We start from the raw sequence: 20,640 nt of genomic DNA, 5'->3' as shown, positions 1-20,640 counted from the left end.
ATATTTATAATTGATGAAAAAAAGTTACATATTCGCGCTGTCATTAGGGATGATTGGATTTGTACATGCGCAGGAAAGTGAAAAAAATATTGATGAAATAGAAATCCATGCAAGAACAAAAGTTATAAAAGAACGTGAAGAGTTTAAAAAACATGCACAATCTACAGAAATCATTTCCGAATATGAAATCAACCGGAATAATCCTGCATTTATAGAACAGAGCCTCAATACCATGGCAGGAGTCCAGGTGGAAAAAAGAACACAGCTGGGCGGCCAGAGAATTATACTGAGAGGCTACGGAAACGATCAGAAATTCAACAACTGGGGCATCAAGATGTACCTGAACAATATTCCTCTTACCGGAGCAGATGGAGTTACCATTTTGGATGATATCAATTTCGGTCTGATCAATCATATAGACGTGATAAAAGGCCCTGCTGCAACATTGTACGGCGGCGGTTCCGGTGGTGCTGTAAGGCTCTATATAAAACCGGAAAACCAAAAAGGAACTTCTGTTTCCGAGCAATTCAATACCGGATCTTTTGGTCTTTTTCAGAGCTCTACTTCAGCTTCCAGCGTTGGAGAAAATCATTCTGTAACGGCTAATTTTACCCATATCGGGAGCGATGGGTACCGTCCTCATGGAAAAAGCATTAAGAATTTCTATAATATTAACGGTGAATTTAAACTGAATCCAAAGCAAACCATCACCTTATTAGCTTCTCATGGGAATTCTCTGGAACAGGTATCAGGACAGATCTCCTATGATGACTACTACAACGGCATTGATAATGGAAATTTAGCCTACATCAGAAGAGGAGCCAAAACTAAATTTGTTACTTCCAGAGCAGGAGTCGGACATATCTGGAAGATCAGCAAAAACTTCAGCAACAATACTACTCTATTCTATACCGGCACTACGGGTGACAGGATTGCGGCTGGAGCTTATGAAACTTCTTCTGCATCCAATTACGGTCTCAGGTCAGTATTTGTATTCAACAAAGACTGGGACCATTTCAAGAGCCAGACAGAATTCGGAATTGAAATCCAGCAGTCTAATTCTACTATTTCCAATTACCGTTTCAAAAGTGTAAAAATTACGGATCCTCCCATATTAAGACCTTTATATGAAGGTTCCTATTTTAAATACACCAATGACCAGTTCAATTATTTTGCTGTGGAAAAAATCACTTATAAACCTTGGAATTTAATGTTCCTGGCAGGAATCAGCATCAATCAAATCAGCTACAACAGAAAAGATTTGTTTGCCCTTCCCGGCCTGTTCTTAATAAACGGCACTGATCTTTACAATAAGGATCTGTCTTTTGATAAAAAATTTAAAGCGGTGGCCACCCCTCATTTTGCCCTGCAAAAAACATGGAAAAATCAGATCTTCAACCTCAGCTACAGCGAAGGCTATAATGCACCGACTTCCGCAACATCCTTTACACCCATTCTTAATACAACCAATGATAACCTTATTGCAGAAAAGGCAAAAATGTGGGATTTCAGCATTCAGGGACTGATTGGAAATACTTCTATAGATTATCAGTTCTCATTATTCAATATTCACATTAAAGATAAACTGACCCAATTGAGAGATAGACTGGACAATGCAGAAAAAACACCTTACTCTTACTGGGCCAACACAGGAGATCAGAAAAATAAAGGCTTGGAAATGAGTCTAGGATACTCTTATAAGCCCCAAAATTCTTTTATTAATAAAATCCAGCCTTTTGTAAGCTATACATACAGTGACTTTAAGTATTCCAAGTTCAGTACCTATCTAAAAGAATCTGACCGCGCAGCAGGTGTTTATTCTTATGACAACAACAGCGTGGCCGGAGTACCCAAAACGAAATTTACCTTAGGATTCGACCTTGATACTAAAATTGGTTTATACTGGCAGAATACATACAATTTTATGGGAAGTGTGTACACTGATTTTGAAAACACAAACAAAGTGAAAAGCTTCGGATTGCTCAACTCTAAAATTGGCTACAAGCATAGTTTCCATAAATTTGATGTAGATGTATTTGTGATAGGAAATAATTTAACCAGCCAGATCAATTATACTTTTCTATTTTACGGAAACAGTATAAATGATACAGATATGGACAACCAATATAACAACTCCGATGTTTATACAGATGTTAATCCAGGACCCAGCAAAGCTTATTTCTTTACAGGATTTAATGTGAAGTATAATTTTTAAAACTATCGCAATAATAAATCCCCTCACTTACAGACTGCCCCAAAAAGTTAGGCACTTTTTAGGGGCAGTCTTTATTTAAACACTTTTCAATACAAATAGCATGAATTGCTTAAGATTGAATATCAATTTTTAAATTTTATCTTCCACAATCACCCTCCTGTGCTCTCTTCCCCAATTGATCATTTCTGTAATGATTTTTCCAAATGTTCTGCAGTATTCTGTAGGTTCATATTCTATTAAAACCGGAGTATCGGGGTAAACATTTCGTTTGACTAATTTATTCAGCTCCATATCTTTTAACTCTTTTGAAAGCATTCTTGTCGTGATCCCGGGGATGCTTCTTTCAATTTCACGGAAACGTTTGTGGCCGGTACAGATGGCATTAATTACAGGAATTCTCCATTTCCCTCCAATAAAATAGAGGGTATCCTGCAGGGCTCTTAGTTCTTCGGTCTGGTCTCTTTCCATAGCTGCAAATTTACTTGATATAATTAATGATATTGATATACTCTGTGATACTGATTACAAAAGTATATCAAATTCAAATAACTTTGTCAAAAATTTTAGAAATGAATACATTTAATAACAAACTAGCCATTGTAACCGGAGGAAACAGTGGAATTGGCTATGCAACTGCAAAGGAATAATAGCAGAAGGGGCAACAGTGATTATTACCGGAAGAAGAAAAGAGGCTGTTGAAAAAGAGGCTGAAGAATTGGGAGCCATCCCGTTTGTAGCAGATCAGGGAAAATTAGAAGATATTGAATCTTTAAAATCAAAAGTCGAAAGTCAGTTTGAAAAAATTGACATCTTGTTTATTAATGCAGGAATCACAGGAACATTAGGCTCAATTGAAAATATGGGCTCAGAGAATTTCGATCAGGTAATGGACATCAATTTTCGGGGAGCCTATTTCACATTAAGCAAATTTATTCCTTTATTAAATACCGGTGCTTCGGTTGTTTTTTTATCATCGAATGTTGCATCCACTTACAAACCCAACAGTTCGGTTTACCAGGCCAGTAAAGCAGCTTTAAATTCAATTGCAAAAACGGCTGCTGCAGAACTAGCACCAAGAAAGATCCGTGTTAATATGGTAAGTCCGGGACCTACAAAAACAAAAATCATGACGAAGGCAGGTCTGGATAAAAAGACATTGGAAGGGCTTGATGAATGGCTGATTGATCAAATTCCTTTGAAAAAGATGGGAACTGCAGAAGATGTTGCAAAAGCTGTATTGTATTTATCAGACAATAATCTGGCAAGCTTTATAACAGGTACGGAAATTATCATTGACGGAGGAATGGTGTTGTAGTTGAAAGTAAGGAGCTGGGAGTTAGTATCAGAACATCATAAACTTTCAGCTTCCATCATCCAACTTTCTTTTCACCCTTCAAAATTCCATTTTCACCTTTTGATTTGTCTGGTTCGCCCAACTTTATATTTCAAACCCTTTATTAAGCCTATACTTTTGAGCCATAAAAATAAATCATTATGGACCCGGTAAAGAAAAAAAAGAACGTTAAACCCATTGCCATCATATTTCTGGCAGTTTTAGGGATCTTTGTAGGATTGCAGTTTTTCAACCAGCCTTTGAAAGGACAGCCAGTCTCTAAAAAAATTGAGGCGCCGCGCGAAGTTCTTGCTATTTTGGAAAACTCTTGTTTTAATTGTCATTCCAATCAGCAGAATTTAAGCTGGTACGACAAAATTGCTCCGATTTCATGGGCGGTGAACAAGGATGTGACAAGAGCTAAGGAAGTTTTAAACTTTTCGGAATGGAACTATTCTGCAGGGGAACATCAGGGAAAGATGTATGCCATTTTGAACATGATGCAAAGCGGTAAAATGCCCCTACACGAGTATACACTCCTCCATCCATCAGCCAAAATAACAAAAGAAGATATTGAAACGGTAAGGAAATACACCCTTTCATTATCCAAACTGCCTCCTGTAAAAAAAGAAAAAAATCTTCATCAAAATATTCAAACTAAACACAACGCTGACCCGGCAAAATTTCCGGTTTCCCTTAATGGAATTCGATATACAGACGAGTTTAAAAACTGGAAAGTGATCAGCATGAGTACACTTTTTGACAAATCCATTCGGGTTATTTACGGGAATGATATTGCAGTAAAAGCGATTGAAACAGACAATTTTCATCCGTGGCCGGATGGAAGCATTGTTGTAAAGTCAGTTTGGAAACAGGAAAATTTTGCAGACGGAGAAGTGAGAGCCGGAGAGTTTATCAACGCTCAGTTTATGGTCAAAGATTCTAAAAAATATACAGATACAGAAGGTTGGGGATTTGCCAAATTTTCAGGAAACGATCTTCATCCCACAGGAAAAACAGCCTCTTTCGCGAAAGAATCCTGTATTGCCTGTCACCGTCAGTTAGGTGAAAAAACAGGCTATTTATTTGATGTCCCAATGAAAGTCAATACAGAAAGATTAATTAAAAACCTTGAGAAATAATGAAAAAAATACTATTTATAATCCTGTCAGTCTGCGCCTTATTCACTGCCTGCAAAATTGATGAACCGGATAAAGATCTAAAACGTATTGTTTTCGATCCGGGAAATTTAAGATTTATTTCCACATCACTCAATACAAAAAAGGAAACTTCATCTGCTTTATATGGAAACCGGGAAGCCTTAACCTCTCTGTCAGGTGAAAATAATCAACTTCAGAATGGCACTGTGATAAAATTAGTGACGTGGAAATACCATGATAATCCACAATATATAGGAGGAACCATTACAGGTGAACTATTAAGTATAGAAACCATTCAGACTGATAACAAAGGAAACGTTTCCTATCAGATAAAAAACGCTTCAGAAGATCAAAACACTAGCATCAATAAAAATAAAGAAGAAAGAATACAGTATATCATGAGCCATAAACCTGTAAAAAGACCTTAAAAAACACTCAGAAGCTGATTTTCAGTTTCTGAGTATTTTATTAATGATCAATTTTGATAACACAGAACCAATAGTCAATTTGCAGGAAAAAAATTCACAAACGAAGCAAATTCACAAATGACAATTCACCTTTTCACTATTCATCACCGATACCATTCTTTTTACAAATAAAAAAAGCTAATTTCACTTCTCAAAACCACTGTTCCCATGCAACAGCAAAAAATAAAAATTTCACAGGCCGTTATCTGGAGAAGCTCCCTTTTTCTGGGCATTTTATCTTCTGTACCCCAACTGGCCTCCCATGAATTCAACTGGAAAGAAGCTACCATGAATTCAGCAATAACAGCTGCCTTTTCCGTGATCATGTGGTATCTCAACATTTATTTGCTTAACCGCAGTGCAGGAAAGCGGAAACAGGATATCTCATATTCAAGATTATTAACTGCTCTGGCATTCGGAATGGTGATTATGTTCGGGCTAGCCTGGATCCAGCAGCTCATTTTATCTCACATCAATTTCGGTCCGGTTATGCTGATGGTGGAAGTCAGAGGAATCCTGATCAACCTCGTTTGTTATATGTTCCTGACATTACTTCAGAACAATTATGCAGGACAGCAGGTGCAATTGGAGCTTGAAAAGGTAAAAAGCGATAATCTGGGGGCCCAATATGAATTACTAAAACAACAGGTGAATCCTCATTTTCTTTTCAACAGTCTGAATACTTTAAAATCGATGGCGGAAACCAATGATTCTGAAACAGTTGATTTCATTATCAAACTTTCTGACTTTTACAGATTTACACTTGAAAGCAGAAAACTAGATCTCATTTCAGTTCGGGAAGAAATGAAAATCATCGATGCTTATCTTTTTCTTCAAAAAGCCCGTTTCGGCGAAGGAATTACATTTACCAACGAACTCAAAAGTGAAGACCTTAAAACACTTATTCCACCTTTTACCATTCAGCTTCTGGTAGAAAACTGCATCAAGCACAATATTGTATCCCGCAGCAAGCCCCTGCATATCAGAATCTACAGTTCTGAAGACAGGATCATAATTGAAAACCCTGTCCAGCGAAAAATTGCAACGGAAGAATCCCTTGGCGTAGGCCTTGACAATATTAAAATGCGGTTCAGGCATCTGTTAGAACAGGAAATAGAAATTCATTCAGACGAAAAAATTTTTCAAATAAAACTACCCTTGATCCATGAATATCATCATCATTGAAGACGAATTCAGAGCAGCAAAGTCTCTTCAAAACCTTATTTTAGATTTAAGACCCGAGTCCAAAATCGCGGGTGTCTATGACAGTATCGAAACCAGTGTTGAAGCTTTATCAAAAGAAATAATGCCGGATCTTATTTTTATGGATATCCAGCTCTCGGACGGGCTTTCGTTTGAGATTTTCAAAGCAGTAGATATCACTTGTCCTATCATTTTCTGTACAGCCTTTGATCAGTATATGCTGGATGCATTCAAAAGCAAGGGAGTGGATTATGTCCTGAAGCCTTTTTCCCGGGACGATATTTCCGAAGCACTGAAAAAAGTAGATGAACTAAGGAAATTTTTCCGTAAAAATGAGCTTCCTGATATCGAATCTCTTTTGCAGAAGATCAGCCAGCCTGCCGGAAAAACCAGCTTTTTAGTCTTTAAAAATCAGAAATACACGACGATTCCTACAGAAAGCATTGCTTATTTTTATATCCACAATGAAATCACTCATCTGGTTACTTTTGATAAGGAACAATTCCAGCTTTCACAGCCACTTGGGCAGGTTGCCGAGCAGGTTTCCGGGAAACAGTTTTTCAGAATCAACAGGCAGTATTTAGTGAATTTTAAGGCTGTCAAGGAGATGGAGCATTATTTCCAGCGTAAAATTCTGGTTAAGCTGGTCATTGAAACTCCTGAAAAACTTTTGATCAACAAAGAGAAAACACATAGTTTCTTCACCTGGCTGGAAGACCGTTAATATCTTAAATTTTTACCCTTTATATTTTCCGGATTCACCGTTCAATTTGTCCGGCTGACCCTTTTTTATATTCTTTTGCGCTTACGAGGTTCCTACTTTTGAATCAAAATTAAAGACATGATTCTAAAAAATCTAACCATCGTAAGTGCCTTCACGGCTTTTATGTTCGCTGCATCTGCATTTATGCAGAAAGATAAGATAAACACAAGAAACACTGCTGTTTCCCCTGACAATGGTTTTGCTGTTCTGGAACTGTTCACTTCAGAAGGTTGCTCAAGCTGTCCTCCTGCGGATGAACTAATGGGACAGATCGAAAAAGAATACAAAGGCCAACCTGTTTACATCCTCTCCTACCATGTAGATTACTGGAACCGGCTCGGGTGGAAAGACAGATTCAGCAGTGCTGAAAACTCCCGGCGACAGCAGATGTACAGCCGTCTGCTCAGATCACAAACCTATACTCCACAATTGGTGATCAATGGGAAAACAGAATTGGTAGGTTCTGACAGAAATGCCATAGAAAATGCAGTTCAGAACAGCATTCTCGATGCTAAAAACGTATCACTAGTCCTTTCTGCTGCTGTTTCACAAAAAACAATCACCATCAGTTATAAAACGGCTGAAACTGATCCTCAAAATCAGCTGTTTATCAACTTAGTGGAAAAGAAATCATCTACTCAGGTGGCAGGAGGTGAAAATGAGGGTCACCATTTGCAGCACTGGCAGATTGTGCATAAGCAGAAACAGATCTCACTGAAAGATCATCCGGAAGGAACTGAGGTATTTAAACTGCCGGATAATTTCACTCTGGACAATTGGGAAATTATCGGGTTTATTCAGAATTCAAAGACAGGTAATATTTCCGGGGCCTCTAAAGCTGTCATTCAATAACATTTAGTGGAATAGCATATAGCTTATAAAAAATTCAACAAAACTTTAAATAATAAAAACAATGAAAACAAAAACAACAAAAATCATCTATTGGTCAGGCATTATTTTTATGTCATTATGGTTCGGAGCAAGCGGCTTCTTTGAACTTACTAAAAATCCAGTGGTATGGGACATTACCCAACAGCTTGGTTATCCTTCCCATTTTATTTACATTTTAGGTGTTTTTAAATTATCCGGAATTCTGGTACTCCTTCTTCCCAACCGTTTATTAAGATTAAAAGAATGGGTATTTGCAGGAATGTTTTTTGACATCATTTTCGCCTTTTTTTCAAAAATTGCAGTATTAGGTTTCGCTGCAACCTTAGATGCTGTCATTGCCTTTACAGTGCTTTCTTTGACCTATATAATGTTCAGAAAACTATATTCCCCTGAGCTGATATGGGAAGAAGCATAACAGCTGGACCTTTTAATACAACAAATCCTCTCATTGCTGAGAGGATTTATTATTGAAACTATGTTGTAGAAAATTTAAGTAAGTTTTGTCATTCCTATTAATTCATAAAACTCTCCGGAATCCATTCATAAGCGGCATCTCTCTTCTTTGTAAAGCCAAGGCCCGGCCATGGAAGATGATAGGCAAAAGCCTTCGTTTTGGTTTCTGCCAGCTGCTTAAGTAATTTCTTCCGGGATTCTGCAGCGATATCCAGGTCTGTATCCCCTGAAAATCCCCATTCCGGATGTGGAAAGAGAATAACATCAGAATGGATCAGATCTGCAATATACATGAGCTTCTCGCTTCCCGAAGAAATAGTAATGATTGTAAGGCCCGGAGTATGTCCCGGAGCCAGCTGAAAGCTGAAATGATCAAACAGGGGTTTCTTGAAATCATAAAACTTCAGCTTCAGGCGGATCGTTTTCAGAATATTCTGAATAGGCGGAATGATTTGGTTAAGGAATTCCGGCTCATTCTTCAGAAAACTGTTTTTAAAATCTTTTATCGAAGCCTGCAGCCAAAAGTCGTGCTCAACCTTTGAAATATAAACATCGGCATTAGGAAAAACAAGATTGTTTTGCTTGTCCACTACTCCACCAATATGATCCGGGTGAGCATGAGAAATAAAAATATCCGTGACATCTTTTGGAGAGAATCCTGCTTTCTGCAGACTTTTCAGAATAAATCCTGTTCTTTCATCTGCAAAGATTCCCATTCCTGCATCCAGTAAAACAAGCCTGTTTTTGGTCTTAACAAGCATAAGATTCATTGCCATATCAACATAATCGTCCGGACGAAAGTTGTCTCTGAGAAGCTTTTTTAATTGAGTGATGTCCGCTCTCGGAGCAAATGTATCAATGCTTTTCTCGTGAATATATCCATCCGTAAGAATAAACAGCTCTAATTCACCAAGCTTGATCTTTTTAAACGTTGAAAGATCTTCTCCGGAACGTGATGAAGGCATTCTGGCACTGCCAAAAACATCAGAAAACGGAATAAAGCTGACTGCTCCAGCCATGAGTCCGTTTTTTAAAAGTTCTCTTCTGTTCATAATCAATGTGTTTTAAGTTTCCGGGTTCCTAATATAATGTTCAGGAACCCGGAAGTATGGTGGGTTTAGTTGTTGACTAATTTCATAGAACCCTCCGTATATCTTTCTCCCACGTTGGGATATTTTTTCAGAAGTGCGTCAATTGCTTCCATATCAGATGATGACAGATCAATGTTTACGGCTTCAATATTCTCTTCAAGGTATTTTATTCGTTTCGTTCCCGGAATCGGAATAATATCTTCTCCCTGGTTCAATACCCAGGCTAAGGCTAACTGAGTTCCTTTTACGCCTTTAGACTGTGCAAACTCATTGATTTCCCTTGCCAGGTTTTTGTTGTTTTCCAGATATTCTGCCTGATAACGCGGTAATGTTTTTCTAAAATCCTCGTCACCGAAATTCTGCACTTCATTGATATTGGCAAAAAGCCCTCTTGCCAGCGGAGAATAAGGTACCAGAGTAATCCCAAGCTCTCTGATGGTTGGAAGTATTTCTTGTTCAACATCTTTGGTTAAGATAGAATATTCCGACTGCAATGCCGTTATAGGATGAATTTTGTTAGCTTTCCGGATAGACTCAGCGGAAGCTTCTGATAATCCAAGGTATTTTACTTTCCCCTCTTTTACCAGTTCTGCCATTGCACCTACGGTTTCTTCTACCGGAATATTCGGGTCTACTCTGTGAGCATAATAAAGGTCAATCGTATCGATTTTAAGCCTCTGAAGACTCAAATCTACAGCCTGTCTGATCCACTCCGGTGAACCGTCAAAATAAGTTCCGGGAGCTCCGCTGTGGCTCGGCTTTCCATCTTTAAACCTGAATCCGAACTTGGTGGCAATAAAAATCTTATCCCTGTTCGGAACCAGAACTGTTGAGATGAGCTTTTCATTTTCTCCTGCAGCATACATATCTGCGGTATCCCAGAAGTTTACTCCTAAGTCCAATGCTCTATGCAAAGTATTGATGCTTTCCTGTTCATCGGCCGGACCGTATGCAAAGCTCATCCCCATACATCCTAAACCTATTGCAGATAACTGCTCTCCTGTGTTTCCTAATTGTCTGAATTTCATAATTGCTGTGATTTTTAATTGATAGAACAAAATTAGAACAAGAATGGAATGGATGGAATATAGAATTCAAACTAAGAATTATAAAATTCAAACAATCTCTGTTCTGACTGCATTGGGAGCTACTCCAGTCTGCTTTTTAAAGAAATTGGTAAAATAAGCAGGCTCTTCAAACCCTAATCCATAGGCAATCTCGGAAATATTCCAGTCTGTATGCTTCAGCAAAGCATTGGCTTCCTGAACGACTCTCAAAGCAATCTGCTGGCTTGTCGTTTTTCCGGTCATCTCTTTTACGGCACGGTTTAAAGAATTCACGTGGATAGAAAGACTCTGTGCATAATCATTAGGTGTTTTTAATTTCAGGCATGCTTCAGGGCTGTCGATTGGGAACTGTCTTTCCAGAAGTTCCATAAACAATGATGCCACTCTCTGAGAAGCATTCTGATAAGGCTCAAAGCTTTCTGCAGGCTGCATTTTCATTGTTTCATGAATCAGAAGATGAAGGCATGCCCGAAGCATATCATATTTGTGCATGTATTCCGTTTCGATCTCGGCCATCATCTTGGTAAAGAGGTCCGAGATCGTTTTTTGCTGTTCTTCATCCACAAAGAAAACAGGAGTTCCGCCAATTTTAAAAAGCTGTGAATCCAGAAGGTTCCCAAAACGTATCCCATTCTGCAGGAACTGGTCTGTAAAAAGGCAGAACCAGCCTTTCTGATCTTCATCATCTGTTTCCCAAGAGTAAGGAACCACAGGATTGGAAAATAACAGTGCAGGACGGTCTACATCAATCCATTTATCTGCATAGTGAAGTTTTCCTTTCCCAATAATAAGTGAAATTTTATAGTAGTCTCTTCTGCTGTAAGGTGATATCAGTGCACAGCTTTCACGTGAAAAAACATTGAAGTGTCCCACTACGGGAGTTGCGAAAGCATCCGGTCTTTCCATAGAGGCATTCCGCAGATAAAATCCGTTTATTGTTTCTTTAGATTCCATATAGCTAAGTTATAAAATTCAAACAAATAAAAATAATCTGATTATTGATAAAATAGAAATGGCCGGCAAATGCCGGCCATTTAAAATTGAATATATAGTTGATATTTGAGACTTAGTGATGTCCCTTTTTGTGTTCTTTTTTATATTCCTTTCTATACTCTTTGTATTGTTTGGACTTGTATTTCTTGTAATTATTTTTGTTACGGTTATAAACTGCTACAGGGTTCTGACCTTTATAGTATTTAGTTTTAAACTTAGTATACTTTTCACGTCCAAGTATTCTTTCTATTTCATAATACCTGTCTTCTCTCCATCGGTCCGGATTGCCTACGTATACCCTGTTCCAGGAGTCATAATCACGATATCTGTCGTTCAGGGCATTCAGCTGGTTGGTCTGTACTGCAGAAAGCACAAGGTCTGTAGCTACTCTTTGCCAGTTGATGTCTGTTATACTTCTTCTGTAATCGTTATAATAATCTGATTGTGCATACGTGAGGCCAAATGTGCCTGCAAGCATTAATGTAATTAATATTTTTTTCATCTTAATTTGTTTTTAAGTTAAACTGTTTTACCATAGCCAATTTAAGTGCCAAAGTTTACTATAATTCTTTAGAAACTTGTTAAATAAAACATAACACATTGATAATCTGAATAAAAAAAATCATATTGATTAATCTTTTTATAAAAAATATTTAATAATGAATCATTAATTATCTTATATAAATAATGCAATTTAAATCTACATCACAGCCATCTTCTGCATTTAAACTTCAAAACACCTTAAAATTCGTTAAGTTTCCGCAAAACTCATGTTCGTATTATTTTAATTTGTAATTTTAAGAATGAGAAGTATAAATCCGAAAGGATTTTGGATGTCGCCGGATTATTAAATGCTTTATGAACTGAGTGAAGCAAGTCATTAATTTAACTCACTAAATCTTAATATTATGGAAAATATAAAATTTGAGATATCACCATACCAGGATGAACTGCAGCTGTTAATTGACGGAGAAAAAGCAGGATATATGTCTATAAAAATTGATGGCAGGCTGCTGATTGTTTATTACACGAAAATTACAGAGGAACGTGAAGGCCACGGATACGCTAAAATGCTTCTTGACGAATTGGTCCGTTATTCCGAAGAAAAAGATCTTCTGGTAGATCCCGAATGTGACTTTGTGCGCCAGCAATTTGAAAACCACCCTTCAAGATATAAGGATATCTGGCACGCGTGAATCATTCTTTCCACCATTCTCCAAACTGATGCTCAGAACGGTTCATATCCACTACTTCTCCAATCATCGGGGTAAGTATGTTGAGCTTTTTTTCTCTACCCAAAGCGGTTACTTTCTGAAGTGGCTCGTCCCAGGGATGAAGAGCCAGCGCGAATTTTGAAGAGTGAACGGGAATGATATGCTCAGCTTTAAGATCAATAGCTGCCTGAATCACATCCTCCGGTAATGCATGGATATACCTCCAAGCTTCGTCATACTGCCCATTTTCAAGAACAGCATAATCAAAAGGCCCAAACTGTTCACCAATTGTTTTAAAATGGGAATCATAACCGCTGTCACCACCCAGGAATATCTTTTTTGTGGGAGTCTCCAAAACATAGGAAGTCCACAGCGTATTATTCTGTTTTATTTTTCTTCCCGAAAAATGCCTTGCCGGTGTAAAGGTGATTTTCAGGTTCTTTTTTAAAAGAACTTCTTTTCCCCATTCTTCTTCAATCAGGTTGTCTTCATGATAGCCCCATCTTTCCAGATGCGCTCCCACTCCTAAAGGGATAATAGCCATTTCTGTACGGTCTCTGATTGTATTCACTGTTGAATAATCCAGGTGGTCAAAATGGTCGTGCGTAATAACCAGATAATCCAGATTGGGAATATCTTCCGGTTTAAATATATCTGAGCCCTTAAAAGCTTTATTGAAATATTTAAACGGAGACCCATACAGGCTCAGGACAGGATCTACGAGAAAAGAAACGCCATCCGTCTGCAGGTAATAGGATGAATGCCCCAACCAGACAAAAACATCCTGATCTTTCGGGATGCTTTTTAAATCCGTATGGATGGCCGGAATATCTTTCAAAGGTTTCAGCAATGGGTGCTTTTTACCTAAAATAAAATCGTAAGTGACCTTTATTGTACTGTAACCTTCTGCAATAGCCGGGGTATGGCTGATATTCTGGAATCTCCTGTTTTTATAAAGTTTAGACTTCTTTATACGTTCCAGCCTTCTGCCTTTGGGTTCTCTTCCGAAGGCAGGCAGATTCATCACCATAAGGTAAGCTGTCACCAAAAGACTAACCAGTAAAATTAAATATATCATCTCTTCATTAAATTGGTGGCAAAGGTATTGAACTTTTAGTTTGACGGGAAAAACTCAGCTTTTTTTAACTTAATTTATAAGGCTTTCTGAATAATTTATTATTTATTTAAATCAGAATAATTTTAAACTTTTTAACTTAGCTGATTGAAAAAAAAGTCAAATAACGTTGAAAAATTATTCGATAATACTGCTGGCAGCAGCACTCTCTTCATGCGCATCTATCAAAAGACATAATGAACAGAGAGCAGCATGCATAGGCCCTGAAGAGCTTAAGGAGGACATAGATTATGCCTACTTAAAGCTTCAAAAGATGCACCCCCAGCTTTATTGGTACATTTCCAAAAAGGATCTTGATCGTAAATTTGACAGTCTTAAACAAACGATCAACCAGCCTTTAACTCCGCTTCAGTTTTATTTTAAACTGCAACCCGTTATCGCGGATATTCGTGAGGGACATTTGTCACTGAAAATTCCTATAAAGAAATTCACAAAAAAGGAAATTAAAACTCTTGAAAACAAGAAAGGCATGTTCAGCCGTTTTGAATATTACCTGCAAGATGATCGTTTGTTTATTATTGAAAATAAAGATTCGATAGAAAATATAAAACCGGGAACTGAAATACTGGCTATCAATAACGTTCCTGTATCTGAATATATAAAGAAATACCGTCAACTGGTCAGCAGCGACGGTTACAATACTACTTTTCAGTCTTATTTTTTAAAAGATGTTTTCTTTAATTTTTATACTGCAGAAAACGGATTTACGAATACTGCATGTTTAGAAACGCTGTACAACGGCATAAAACATACCTATACCCTGCACCGGGAATCGAAGTCTAAAAATGACCTGGAAAAAGATAAAGAGCAGGAAAAACGGACTCCGGAAAAGAAAATGAATGATTATGTAGCCTTCACCAATTCTTATAACCGGAATTTTAAATTCCTGGATAAAGACAGCATAACAGCTTATATAAAGATAAAGAGTTTTTCCAGTGATTATTCGGAAAAGTTTTACAGGGAAACCTTTTCAAAAATTAAAAAAGCAGGATCTAAATATTTAATCATAGATGTCCGCAATAATTATGGTGGATCCCTGCATGAGATTAACAACCTGTACTCCTACCTGGCGCCGGAGCCTTATGTCCTGATAAAGCCTTCACAGCTTGCCTCAAGGCTCACTCCTTTAAGGACCAACTATTTCAGGAAAAGTACTCCTTTCCAATATGCTTTTAAGAGCCTCGCCTATCCCACTTATGTCTTTGCACAGACCTTCAGCACCTATAAAAAGGATGGAAAGGTATATTACAAAATGAAAGCAGCAAAACCTACAAAACCTAATAAAAATGCTTTTCAGGGAAAAGTGTTTGTCCTGATCAATGGCGGAAGTTTTTCTGCGTCCTCAATCATTACGGCAAAACTGAAATATGATAAACGGGCGATCCTGGTTGGCGAGGAAACCGGAGGCGCCAATGATGGCACTGTAGCAGGATTTTATTCTTATCAGAAACTTCCGCATTCGAAAATCAACCTTCCTATCGGGCTGCTGCTGGTACAGCCCAACATTGATTTTCTGAATACGAAAAGAGGAGTTTCTCCCGATGTTACTATCACTGAAAGCATGCAGGATATCATCAATAAAAAAGACCCTCAGCTGGACTGGGTGAGAAATAAGATTGCAGAAGAAAGAGAAAGTAAATAATTTTATAGGGTTTCGGCGGGCTTTCAGCCCGCCGAAACTGTTTTCATTTTTTTAATAAAAAAACCCAACAGAAATCTTTCTGTCGGGTCTCATTGTGTGTTTTTTTAAGCTCTACTCCAACATCTGTTATAAAAACAGAGTCTTTGTACGAAATAATTTAATTAATAAACTCTTCTTAAAGTGTTTATTTAATAAATGAACAGTTAGTTTAAATTTGAGCAATCACTAAAGTTCAAATGCATTACTAATGTTTCAAATTCTATTAGTTAGTAGAAAAAAATTAAAAATGTTACACTTAAAGGTGAGATATAAATTTCTTTCTTTTTCCATATCATTCGTAAATGCCTTACTAATGCCGTGTTTAAGAAGATTATTCTTATCAAAAATTTTTATTATTTCTATAAAAAAATCCTGACAATCATTTTTTGTCAGGATTTAATTTGTATTCTTATGATAAAGGGATTTTAATTCAGACTGTTCAAAGCCTTTTGAAGAGATTGAATATCAATAAAATCAAGCTTCACTCCAATAATGATGAAAAGCAGAAGAATCAGCGTCAAAAATCCAATGATAAAAATATATACGGAGACAAACCATATAACGGTATTCAGAATATTTCCACTAAGTCCGAATTTCTTCATGAAAAACCTCTGTGAACGTTCAAACCATGAATTTTGCCTCATTTTTTTGGATTCTACTTCCAGCCCGTTCAGCTCATCCACAAGGCGTACAACATCTTCAATATACCTGCCATACATATAATAAATCCAATATTTTATAATGAACCACACAAGCATCAGCGTAATCAGGAAACTGACCCCGAAAATGGCAAGATTGTACTTTACTTCAAAATGAAAGCTGATCTTGATAAGAGATAGTAAAAAAGCAAGCGGAATGTAGGAAATATAATAGGAAATATAAATTTCTTTCGATATCAGAAGCTGTGTCTTAAGGTTGAACAGGTCGTAGTTTGTATTAATACCGCTTTTACGGAGTATTTTATAAAGCTTGAGAAAACGGGAATAAAAATAAATAATAAAAGCAAGCGTCAAGACGACGACAAAAGCCGATATAATAACGATATTCGTATCACCGGAAGCAAATGGAAACCCTATCAGAAGCATGGGCAGAGTGATAACCATTAACCAGAATTCTGTTTCCATATTGATCCTCAGCATCTGCATCGGCGAATGAATTTCACGCTGCTTTTCCAGAGAGATTTCGGGCAGATCCTGCCTGGTGTCTTTATTCCAAAGTTCTTTAAAATTGTTTAACTCCATCTGTTTCTGTTTTTAAATCTGGTCTTTTTTTTGCTTTTCGATGATCTCCTTCAATTTTGTTTTAGCTCTGTTCAGCTTTACGCGGGCATTCACTTCAGTTATTCCTAACTGCCGGGCGATTTCTTTACCCGGAAAGTCCTCCAAAAAGAAAAAAATAAGCGCTTTGTCTATAGGGCTGAGCTGGTGGATAGCTTCATACATTAACTTCATATTTCTATCATCTGCATCGTTATAAGATTCTTGCGGAACAACAAGATTCTCCACTCTCTGATTTTGTATAAAACTACGTTTTTTTTCACTACGCAGAAATACGATCGCTGTATTTAGTGCAGTTCTGTAGAGCCATGTTGAGAAGTCACTTCTCCTTTGGAAATCACCATATGATTTCCAGGCCTGATAAATGATCTCCTGGTAAAGATCACTCTGATCATCCTGATCGTCCATATACATTTTAGAGATCTTGAAAATAACACCTTTATGTTTCTCAATTTTCTCCAAAAATTCTTTTTCCATTAAAGACATTATTGAAACTCTATTCTAAAACAAGCATTTTCATTAAAACGCTTATTTTTTAACATAAAACTAAAAACTCCACGTATCAAAGTACAAAATCCTCAAAAAATAAAGAAATTTATTGAGGATTATTATTTTATGTTAAATAGGATCAAAAAACGGTCTAAAAAATATAGTCAGTACTTAAAAAATTCGAGTCATGTTCTCTTACAATTGTGTTTAATAATTTTTTGTTGGAATCGGTTAGCTTTGCGGCTACCAGAGACCTGATTGAAAATGAGCGAAGGGCATCAAAAACAGAAAGCGTTCCCTCTGCGCTGTCTTTTCTTCCTGTGAACGGGAAAACATCGGGACCACGCTGTGCCTGGCAATTGATGTTGACACGGCTTACCAGATTCACAAAAGGATCAATTAATCTGGAAACTTCCTGCGGGTCTTCACTGAAAATGCTCACCTGCATCCCATGGGAGGCATTCACCTGATAATCTATGGGCTCTTCAATATCTTCAAACGGGACTACCGGGATTACCGGCCCGAACTGCTCTTCATGATACAGTTTCATATCACTGTTCACCGGATAAACCACTGCAGGAAAGACAAAAGACTCTTCGGTAAAACCACCGTTTTCATTTAAAACTTTCGCACCTTTTGCCAATGCATCTTCTATACATTCTTTAAGGTAAGGTGGTTTATTCACTTCCGGAAGCGGAGTCACTTTTACATCTTTTTCCCAGGGAAGGCCAGATTTCAGGGCAGAAACAGCAGCACTTAATTTTTGGGTAAACTCTTCAGCTATTTCTTTTTGAACAAATATAAGCTTCAGTGCCGTGCACCGTTGTCCATTGAACGACAGTGCTCCCAGGATACATTCACTTACTGCGACATTCAGATCGGCATTTTTAGTAACAATAGCTGCATTTTTAGCATCAAGGCTGAGAATGGCGCGGAGGCGATTTACTTTAGGGTGCAGCTTCTTTAGTCCGTTAGCTACTTTGCTGGATCCGATAAAGGCCAGAACATTTACTTTTCCGCTTTCCATGATCGGGGTAATGATCTCTGAACCTTTTCCGTAAAGTGTATTGACTGTTCCTTTCGGGAAGGCTTCCTTAAATGCATTTAATAAAGGATAATGAGCTAAGACACCATGTTTAGGAAGCTTAAAAAGAATAGTATTTCCCATGATTAAAGCCGGAATCAGCGTAGTGAAAATCTCATTTAAAGGATAATTGAAAGGTCCCATGCTTAAAACCACTCCCAGTGGAGCTCTTCTTATCTGTGCTATAGTTCCTTCCGCCTCCTGGAAACGGGAAGATTCTCTATCCAGATCTTTCAGCGCATCAATGGTTTGGTTAATATAATCTACCGTACGGTCAAATTCTTTGGTTGAATCGGCTAAGGTTTTCCCGATCTCCCACATGAGTAATTTAATCACCAGATCCCGCTGTTCGATCATCAGGTAAACAAATTTCTGCATACATTTAATTCTTCCTTCAACGGACATATTCGGCCATTCTCCCAGACCATTATCGTAGGCTTTAACGGACGCTTCAAGAACATCCATCGCCTCTTTCGGCCCAATATTAGGAATACTCCCCAGAAGTTTTCTCTCGAGTCCATTTACCGTAGGAATACAGACTGGCGAATAGATATTCTGAACTTCACCCTTCCACTCTACCAGTTCTCCGTTCAGAAGGTAAACCTTCTGGTGGATCTCGGGAACTTTATATTCTTCGGGAATTTCATTTTCACTTTTAAAAATATCCTGTAATGACAGTTTGTTTACTGAATCCATAAATTTAATTTTTGATAATTTGAATGTAAAAATTGCCTTTTACAGAATAAAGGTAGAGGTTACAGTTGGTAAAAAAAATAGCCGGCTGATAGATTTGCTCTATTTGACGGGTATTTGAATTAAAATTAATGAACGAGTACTAAAAAAAGAATAATTTTGCTTAAAAATAAAATTCATGGTATCAAGATTAATTTTCAGCGCATTATTCCTTTTCTCAGTATTCAGTTTCGCCCAGAATACTGTTCTGATGGGAGGAAAGCCTGTGCACACGTACTCCAAATTACCTGCAGTGAATAAAGCTGCACCCAAGTTTACGCTTACAGATGTGACGATGAAAGATCAGACTCTGGATTCGTATAAAGGAAAATATGTTATTCTTAATATTTTTCCAAGTGTAGATACAGGGGTTTGCTCGGCTTCTGTACATCATTTCAATGAAGATGCAGGGAATATTCCAAATACAGTGGTCCTTTGTATTTCCAAAGATCTTCCTTTTGCCCAGAAAAGATTCTGCGGTGCGGAAGGGATCAAGAATGTGGTAATGCTTTCGGATTTCCGTTCAGATTTCGGGAAGATGTATGGAGTGGAGATCACAGATTCTGTGATGAAAGGTCTTTTAAGCAGAGCTGTTGTGGTTATTGATCCTTCGGGAAAAATTATTTATGAAGAGCAGGTTGCTGATATTTCACAGGAGCCGAATTATGAAGCAGCGATTGCAGCTGTGAAAAAATAAAACTTTTTAATTCATAAAACCAGCTCCGGCAATCTTCGATTGCCGGAGCTATTATTTATCACTCACCTTGTAAGAATTTTCTGGAAATATTTTAAAAATGAATACTTCTCAATTTTTACCTTCAATAATAATGACTCCATTTTCGCCTTCTTTTCCATAAAGCTTTACAGCACTTTCTCCTGAAAGAATATTAACCCTTTTAATTTTATCTGGGTTTAGCTTCTGCATTTCAGCCTGAGTAATCCTCTTTTTATTAAACAGGATAATGGGCTTTGCTGCCGGTTTTGAAAGCGGTGCTCCCAACCGGATGGTTTTATTCCTGTATATGGAATCATTGGCCTGCTGATTTATATTAAGCCCTCTCAGCTTATCAACGCTTTTCATGTTTTCATTTTTAACCTCTTGGGCATTTGCTGTTGCCAAAATTCCACTGACGCCCAATAGGCCCAATGCAATTTTACCGGCAATTGAAAAACTCAGGTTTCGCTCCAGCTGATCATCTCTGAATCTTCCACAAATATTGTCACCAGAAGTAAGGCCGCCAATAAGCTCTTCATCTGAGGAATTGGTAAAATCGTGTACAGTCTTGGAACAAACGGAGCAAAATCTTTCTTTTTTGTCAGGAGTCATAGTGTCCCAGTTTTCGTGACATGGTTGGGGTATGGTAATTTTCATAGGGATCTTTTATAGTAAAG

At 37.6% G+C, this 20,640-nt stretch carries 21 protein-coding genes; 11 read left to right on the top strand and 10 right to left on the bottom strand.

The window, feature by feature from the left end:
* Positions 1-13 precede the first annotated feature (13 nt).
* Complete coding sequence (locus ACMGDK_RS00435) at positions 14-2,215, top strand: TonB-dependent receptor (RefSeq protein ID WP_436806101.1); 2,202 nt, start codon at positions 14-16, stop codon at positions 2,213-2,215.
* A 129-nt stretch (positions 2,216-2,344) separates the two neighbouring features.
* Here the strand turns inward: ACMGDK_RS00435 and ACMGDK_RS00430 are convergent, their stop codons facing one another.
* Positions 2,345-2,683: a winged helix-turn-helix transcriptional regulator gene (locus ACMGDK_RS00430; RefSeq protein ID WP_436806100.1), complete on the bottom strand. Its 339-nt coding sequence runs from the start codon at positions 2,681-2,683 to the stop codon at positions 2,345-2,347.
* Between the two features lie 196 nt (positions 2,684-2,879).
* On the opposite strand from ACMGDK_RS00430, the gene ACMGDK_RS00425 reads away from it, so the two are divergent.
* The 7 genes from ACMGDK_RS00425 (at position 2,880) to ACMGDK_RS00395 (ending at position 8,447) form a co-directional block, all read left to right on the top strand.
* Positions 2,880-3,530: an SDR family oxidoreductase gene (locus tag ACMGDK_RS00425; protein ID WP_436806099.1), complete on the top strand. Its 651-nt coding sequence runs from the start codon at positions 2,880-2,882 to the stop codon at positions 3,528-3,530.
* A 179-nt stretch (positions 3,531-3,709) separates the two neighbouring features.
* Positions 3,710-4,690, top strand: coding sequence for a heme-binding domain-containing protein (locus ACMGDK_RS00420; RefSeq protein WP_436806098.1), 981 nt, complete (start codon positions 3,710-3,712; stop codon positions 4,688-4,690).
* A complete protein-coding gene (locus ACMGDK_RS00415; RefSeq protein ID WP_436806097.1) occupies positions 4,690-5,136 on the top strand; it encodes a hypothetical protein in 447 nt (148 codons plus the stop codon). Before ACMGDK_RS00420 ends, ACMGDK_RS00415 begins: the two co-directional genes overlap by 1 nt.
* Positions 5,137-5,343: 207 nt before the next feature.
* Positions 5,344-6,360 (top strand): sensor histidine kinase, encoded by a 1,017-nt coding sequence (locus tag ACMGDK_RS00410; RefSeq protein WP_436806096.1) that lies wholly within the window; start codon positions 5,344-5,346, stop codon positions 6,358-6,360.
* Positions 6,341-7,102: a LytR/AlgR family response regulator transcription factor gene (locus tag ACMGDK_RS00405; RefSeq protein ID WP_436806095.1), complete on the top strand. Its 762-nt coding sequence runs from the start codon at positions 6,341-6,343 to the stop codon at positions 7,100-7,102. The genes ACMGDK_RS00410 and ACMGDK_RS00405 overlap by 20 nt, the downstream gene beginning before the upstream one ends.
* 117 nt (positions 7,103-7,219) lie before the next feature.
* Positions 7,220-7,993, top strand: a complete 774-nt coding sequence (locus tag ACMGDK_RS00400) for a DUF1223 domain-containing protein (RefSeq protein ID WP_436806094.1) — start codon at positions 7,220-7,222, stop codon at positions 7,991-7,993.
* 61 nt (positions 7,994-8,054) lie between these two features.
* Positions 8,055-8,447 carry a DoxX family protein gene (locus ACMGDK_RS00395; protein WP_436806093.1) on the top strand — a complete coding sequence of 131 codons (393 nt, stop codon included), beginning with the start codon at positions 8,055-8,057 and terminating at the stop codon, positions 8,445-8,447.
* Positions 8,448-8,544: 97 nt separating this feature from the next.
* Here the strand turns inward: ACMGDK_RS00395 and ACMGDK_RS00390 are convergent, their stop codons facing one another.
* The 4 genes from ACMGDK_RS00390 to ACMGDK_RS00375 all read right to left on the bottom strand — a co-directional run bounded on the left by ACMGDK_RS00390 (position 8,545) and on the right by ACMGDK_RS00375 (position 12,138).
* Positions 8,545-9,537, bottom strand: a complete 993-nt coding sequence (locus ACMGDK_RS00390; protein WP_436806092.1) for an MBL fold metallo-hydrolase — start codon at positions 9,535-9,537, stop codon at positions 8,545-8,547.
* A 65-nt stretch (positions 9,538-9,602) separates the two neighbouring features.
* On the bottom strand, positions 9,603-10,604 hold the full coding sequence (locus ACMGDK_RS00385; protein ID WP_436806091.1) for an aldo/keto reductase: 1,002 nt from the start codon (positions 10,602-10,604) through the stop codon (positions 9,603-9,605).
* 87 nt (positions 10,605-10,691) lie between these two features.
* Positions 10,692-11,597: a helix-turn-helix domain-containing protein gene (locus ACMGDK_RS00380; protein WP_436806090.1), complete on the bottom strand. Its 906-nt coding sequence runs from the start codon at positions 11,595-11,597 to the stop codon at positions 10,692-10,694.
* 112 nt (positions 11,598-11,709) lie between these two features.
* Positions 11,710-12,138, bottom strand: coding sequence for a hypothetical protein (locus tag ACMGDK_RS00375; protein ID WP_436806089.1), 429 nt, complete (start codon positions 12,136-12,138; stop codon positions 11,710-11,712).
* Positions 12,139-12,544: 406 nt separating this feature from the next.
* Here ACMGDK_RS00375 and ACMGDK_RS00370 point away from each other — a divergent pair, with 406 nt between their 5' ends.
* A complete protein-coding gene (locus tag ACMGDK_RS00370) occupies positions 12,545-12,832 on the top strand; it encodes a GNAT family N-acetyltransferase (RefSeq protein WP_436806088.1) in 288 nt (95 codons plus the stop codon).
* A gap of 1 nt (position 12,833) precedes the next feature.
* Here ACMGDK_RS00370 and ACMGDK_RS00365 read toward each other — a convergent pair whose 3' ends face one another.
* Entirely contained in the window at positions 12,834-13,928 is a 1,095-nt protein-coding gene (locus ACMGDK_RS00365; protein ID WP_436806087.1) for an MBL fold metallo-hydrolase, read from the bottom strand.
* Positions 13,929-14,094: 166 nt separating this feature from the next.
* Here ACMGDK_RS00365 and ACMGDK_RS00360 point away from each other — a divergent pair, with 166 nt between their 5' ends.
* On the top strand, positions 14,095-15,627 hold the full coding sequence (locus tag ACMGDK_RS00360; protein ID WP_436806086.1) for a S41 family peptidase: 1,533 nt from the start codon (positions 14,095-14,097) through the stop codon (positions 15,625-15,627).
* 464 nt (positions 15,628-16,091) lie between these two features.
* Here ACMGDK_RS00360 and ACMGDK_RS00355 read toward each other — a convergent pair whose 3' ends face one another.
* From ACMGDK_RS00355 to ACMGDK_RS00345, 3 genes are all read right to left on the bottom strand, one after another.
* On the bottom strand, positions 16,092-16,907 hold the full coding sequence (locus ACMGDK_RS00355; RefSeq protein ID WP_436806085.1) for a hypothetical protein: 816 nt from the start codon (positions 16,905-16,907) through the stop codon (positions 16,092-16,094).
* Between the two features lie 12 nt (positions 16,908-16,919).
* Complete coding sequence (locus ACMGDK_RS00350) at positions 16,920-17,429, bottom strand: RNA polymerase sigma factor (RefSeq protein ID WP_436806084.1); 510 nt, start codon at positions 17,427-17,429, stop codon at positions 16,920-16,922.
* A gap of 154 nt (positions 17,430-17,583) precedes the next feature.
* Positions 17,584-19,212, bottom strand: coding sequence for an NADP-dependent glyceraldehyde-3-phosphate dehydrogenase (locus ACMGDK_RS00345; RefSeq protein ID WP_436806083.1), 1,629 nt, complete (start codon positions 19,210-19,212; stop codon positions 17,584-17,586).
* Between the two features lie 175 nt (positions 19,213-19,387).
* Here ACMGDK_RS00345 and tpx point away from each other — a divergent pair, with 175 nt between their 5' ends.
* Complete coding sequence (gene tpx, locus ACMGDK_RS00340; RefSeq protein WP_436806082.1) at positions 19,388-19,945, top strand: thiol peroxidase; 558 nt, start codon at positions 19,388-19,390, stop codon at positions 19,943-19,945.
* Positions 19,946-20,053: 108 nt separating this feature from the next.
* Here tpx and ACMGDK_RS00335 read toward each other — a convergent pair whose 3' ends face one another.
* Complete coding sequence (locus tag ACMGDK_RS00335) at positions 20,054-20,620, bottom strand: hypothetical protein (protein ID WP_436806081.1); 567 nt, start codon at positions 20,618-20,620, stop codon at positions 20,054-20,056.
* Between the last annotated feature and the right edge of the window lie 20 nt (positions 20,621-20,640).

Source organism: Chryseobacterium hilariae (assembly GCF_051400735.1).
Classification (GTDB): domain Bacteria; phylum Bacteroidota; class Bacteroidia; order Flavobacteriales; family Weeksellaceae; genus Chryseobacterium.
The sequence above is the reverse complement of the archived record's forward strand: the minus strand, read 5'-3'. Positions and strand labels throughout refer to the sequence as shown.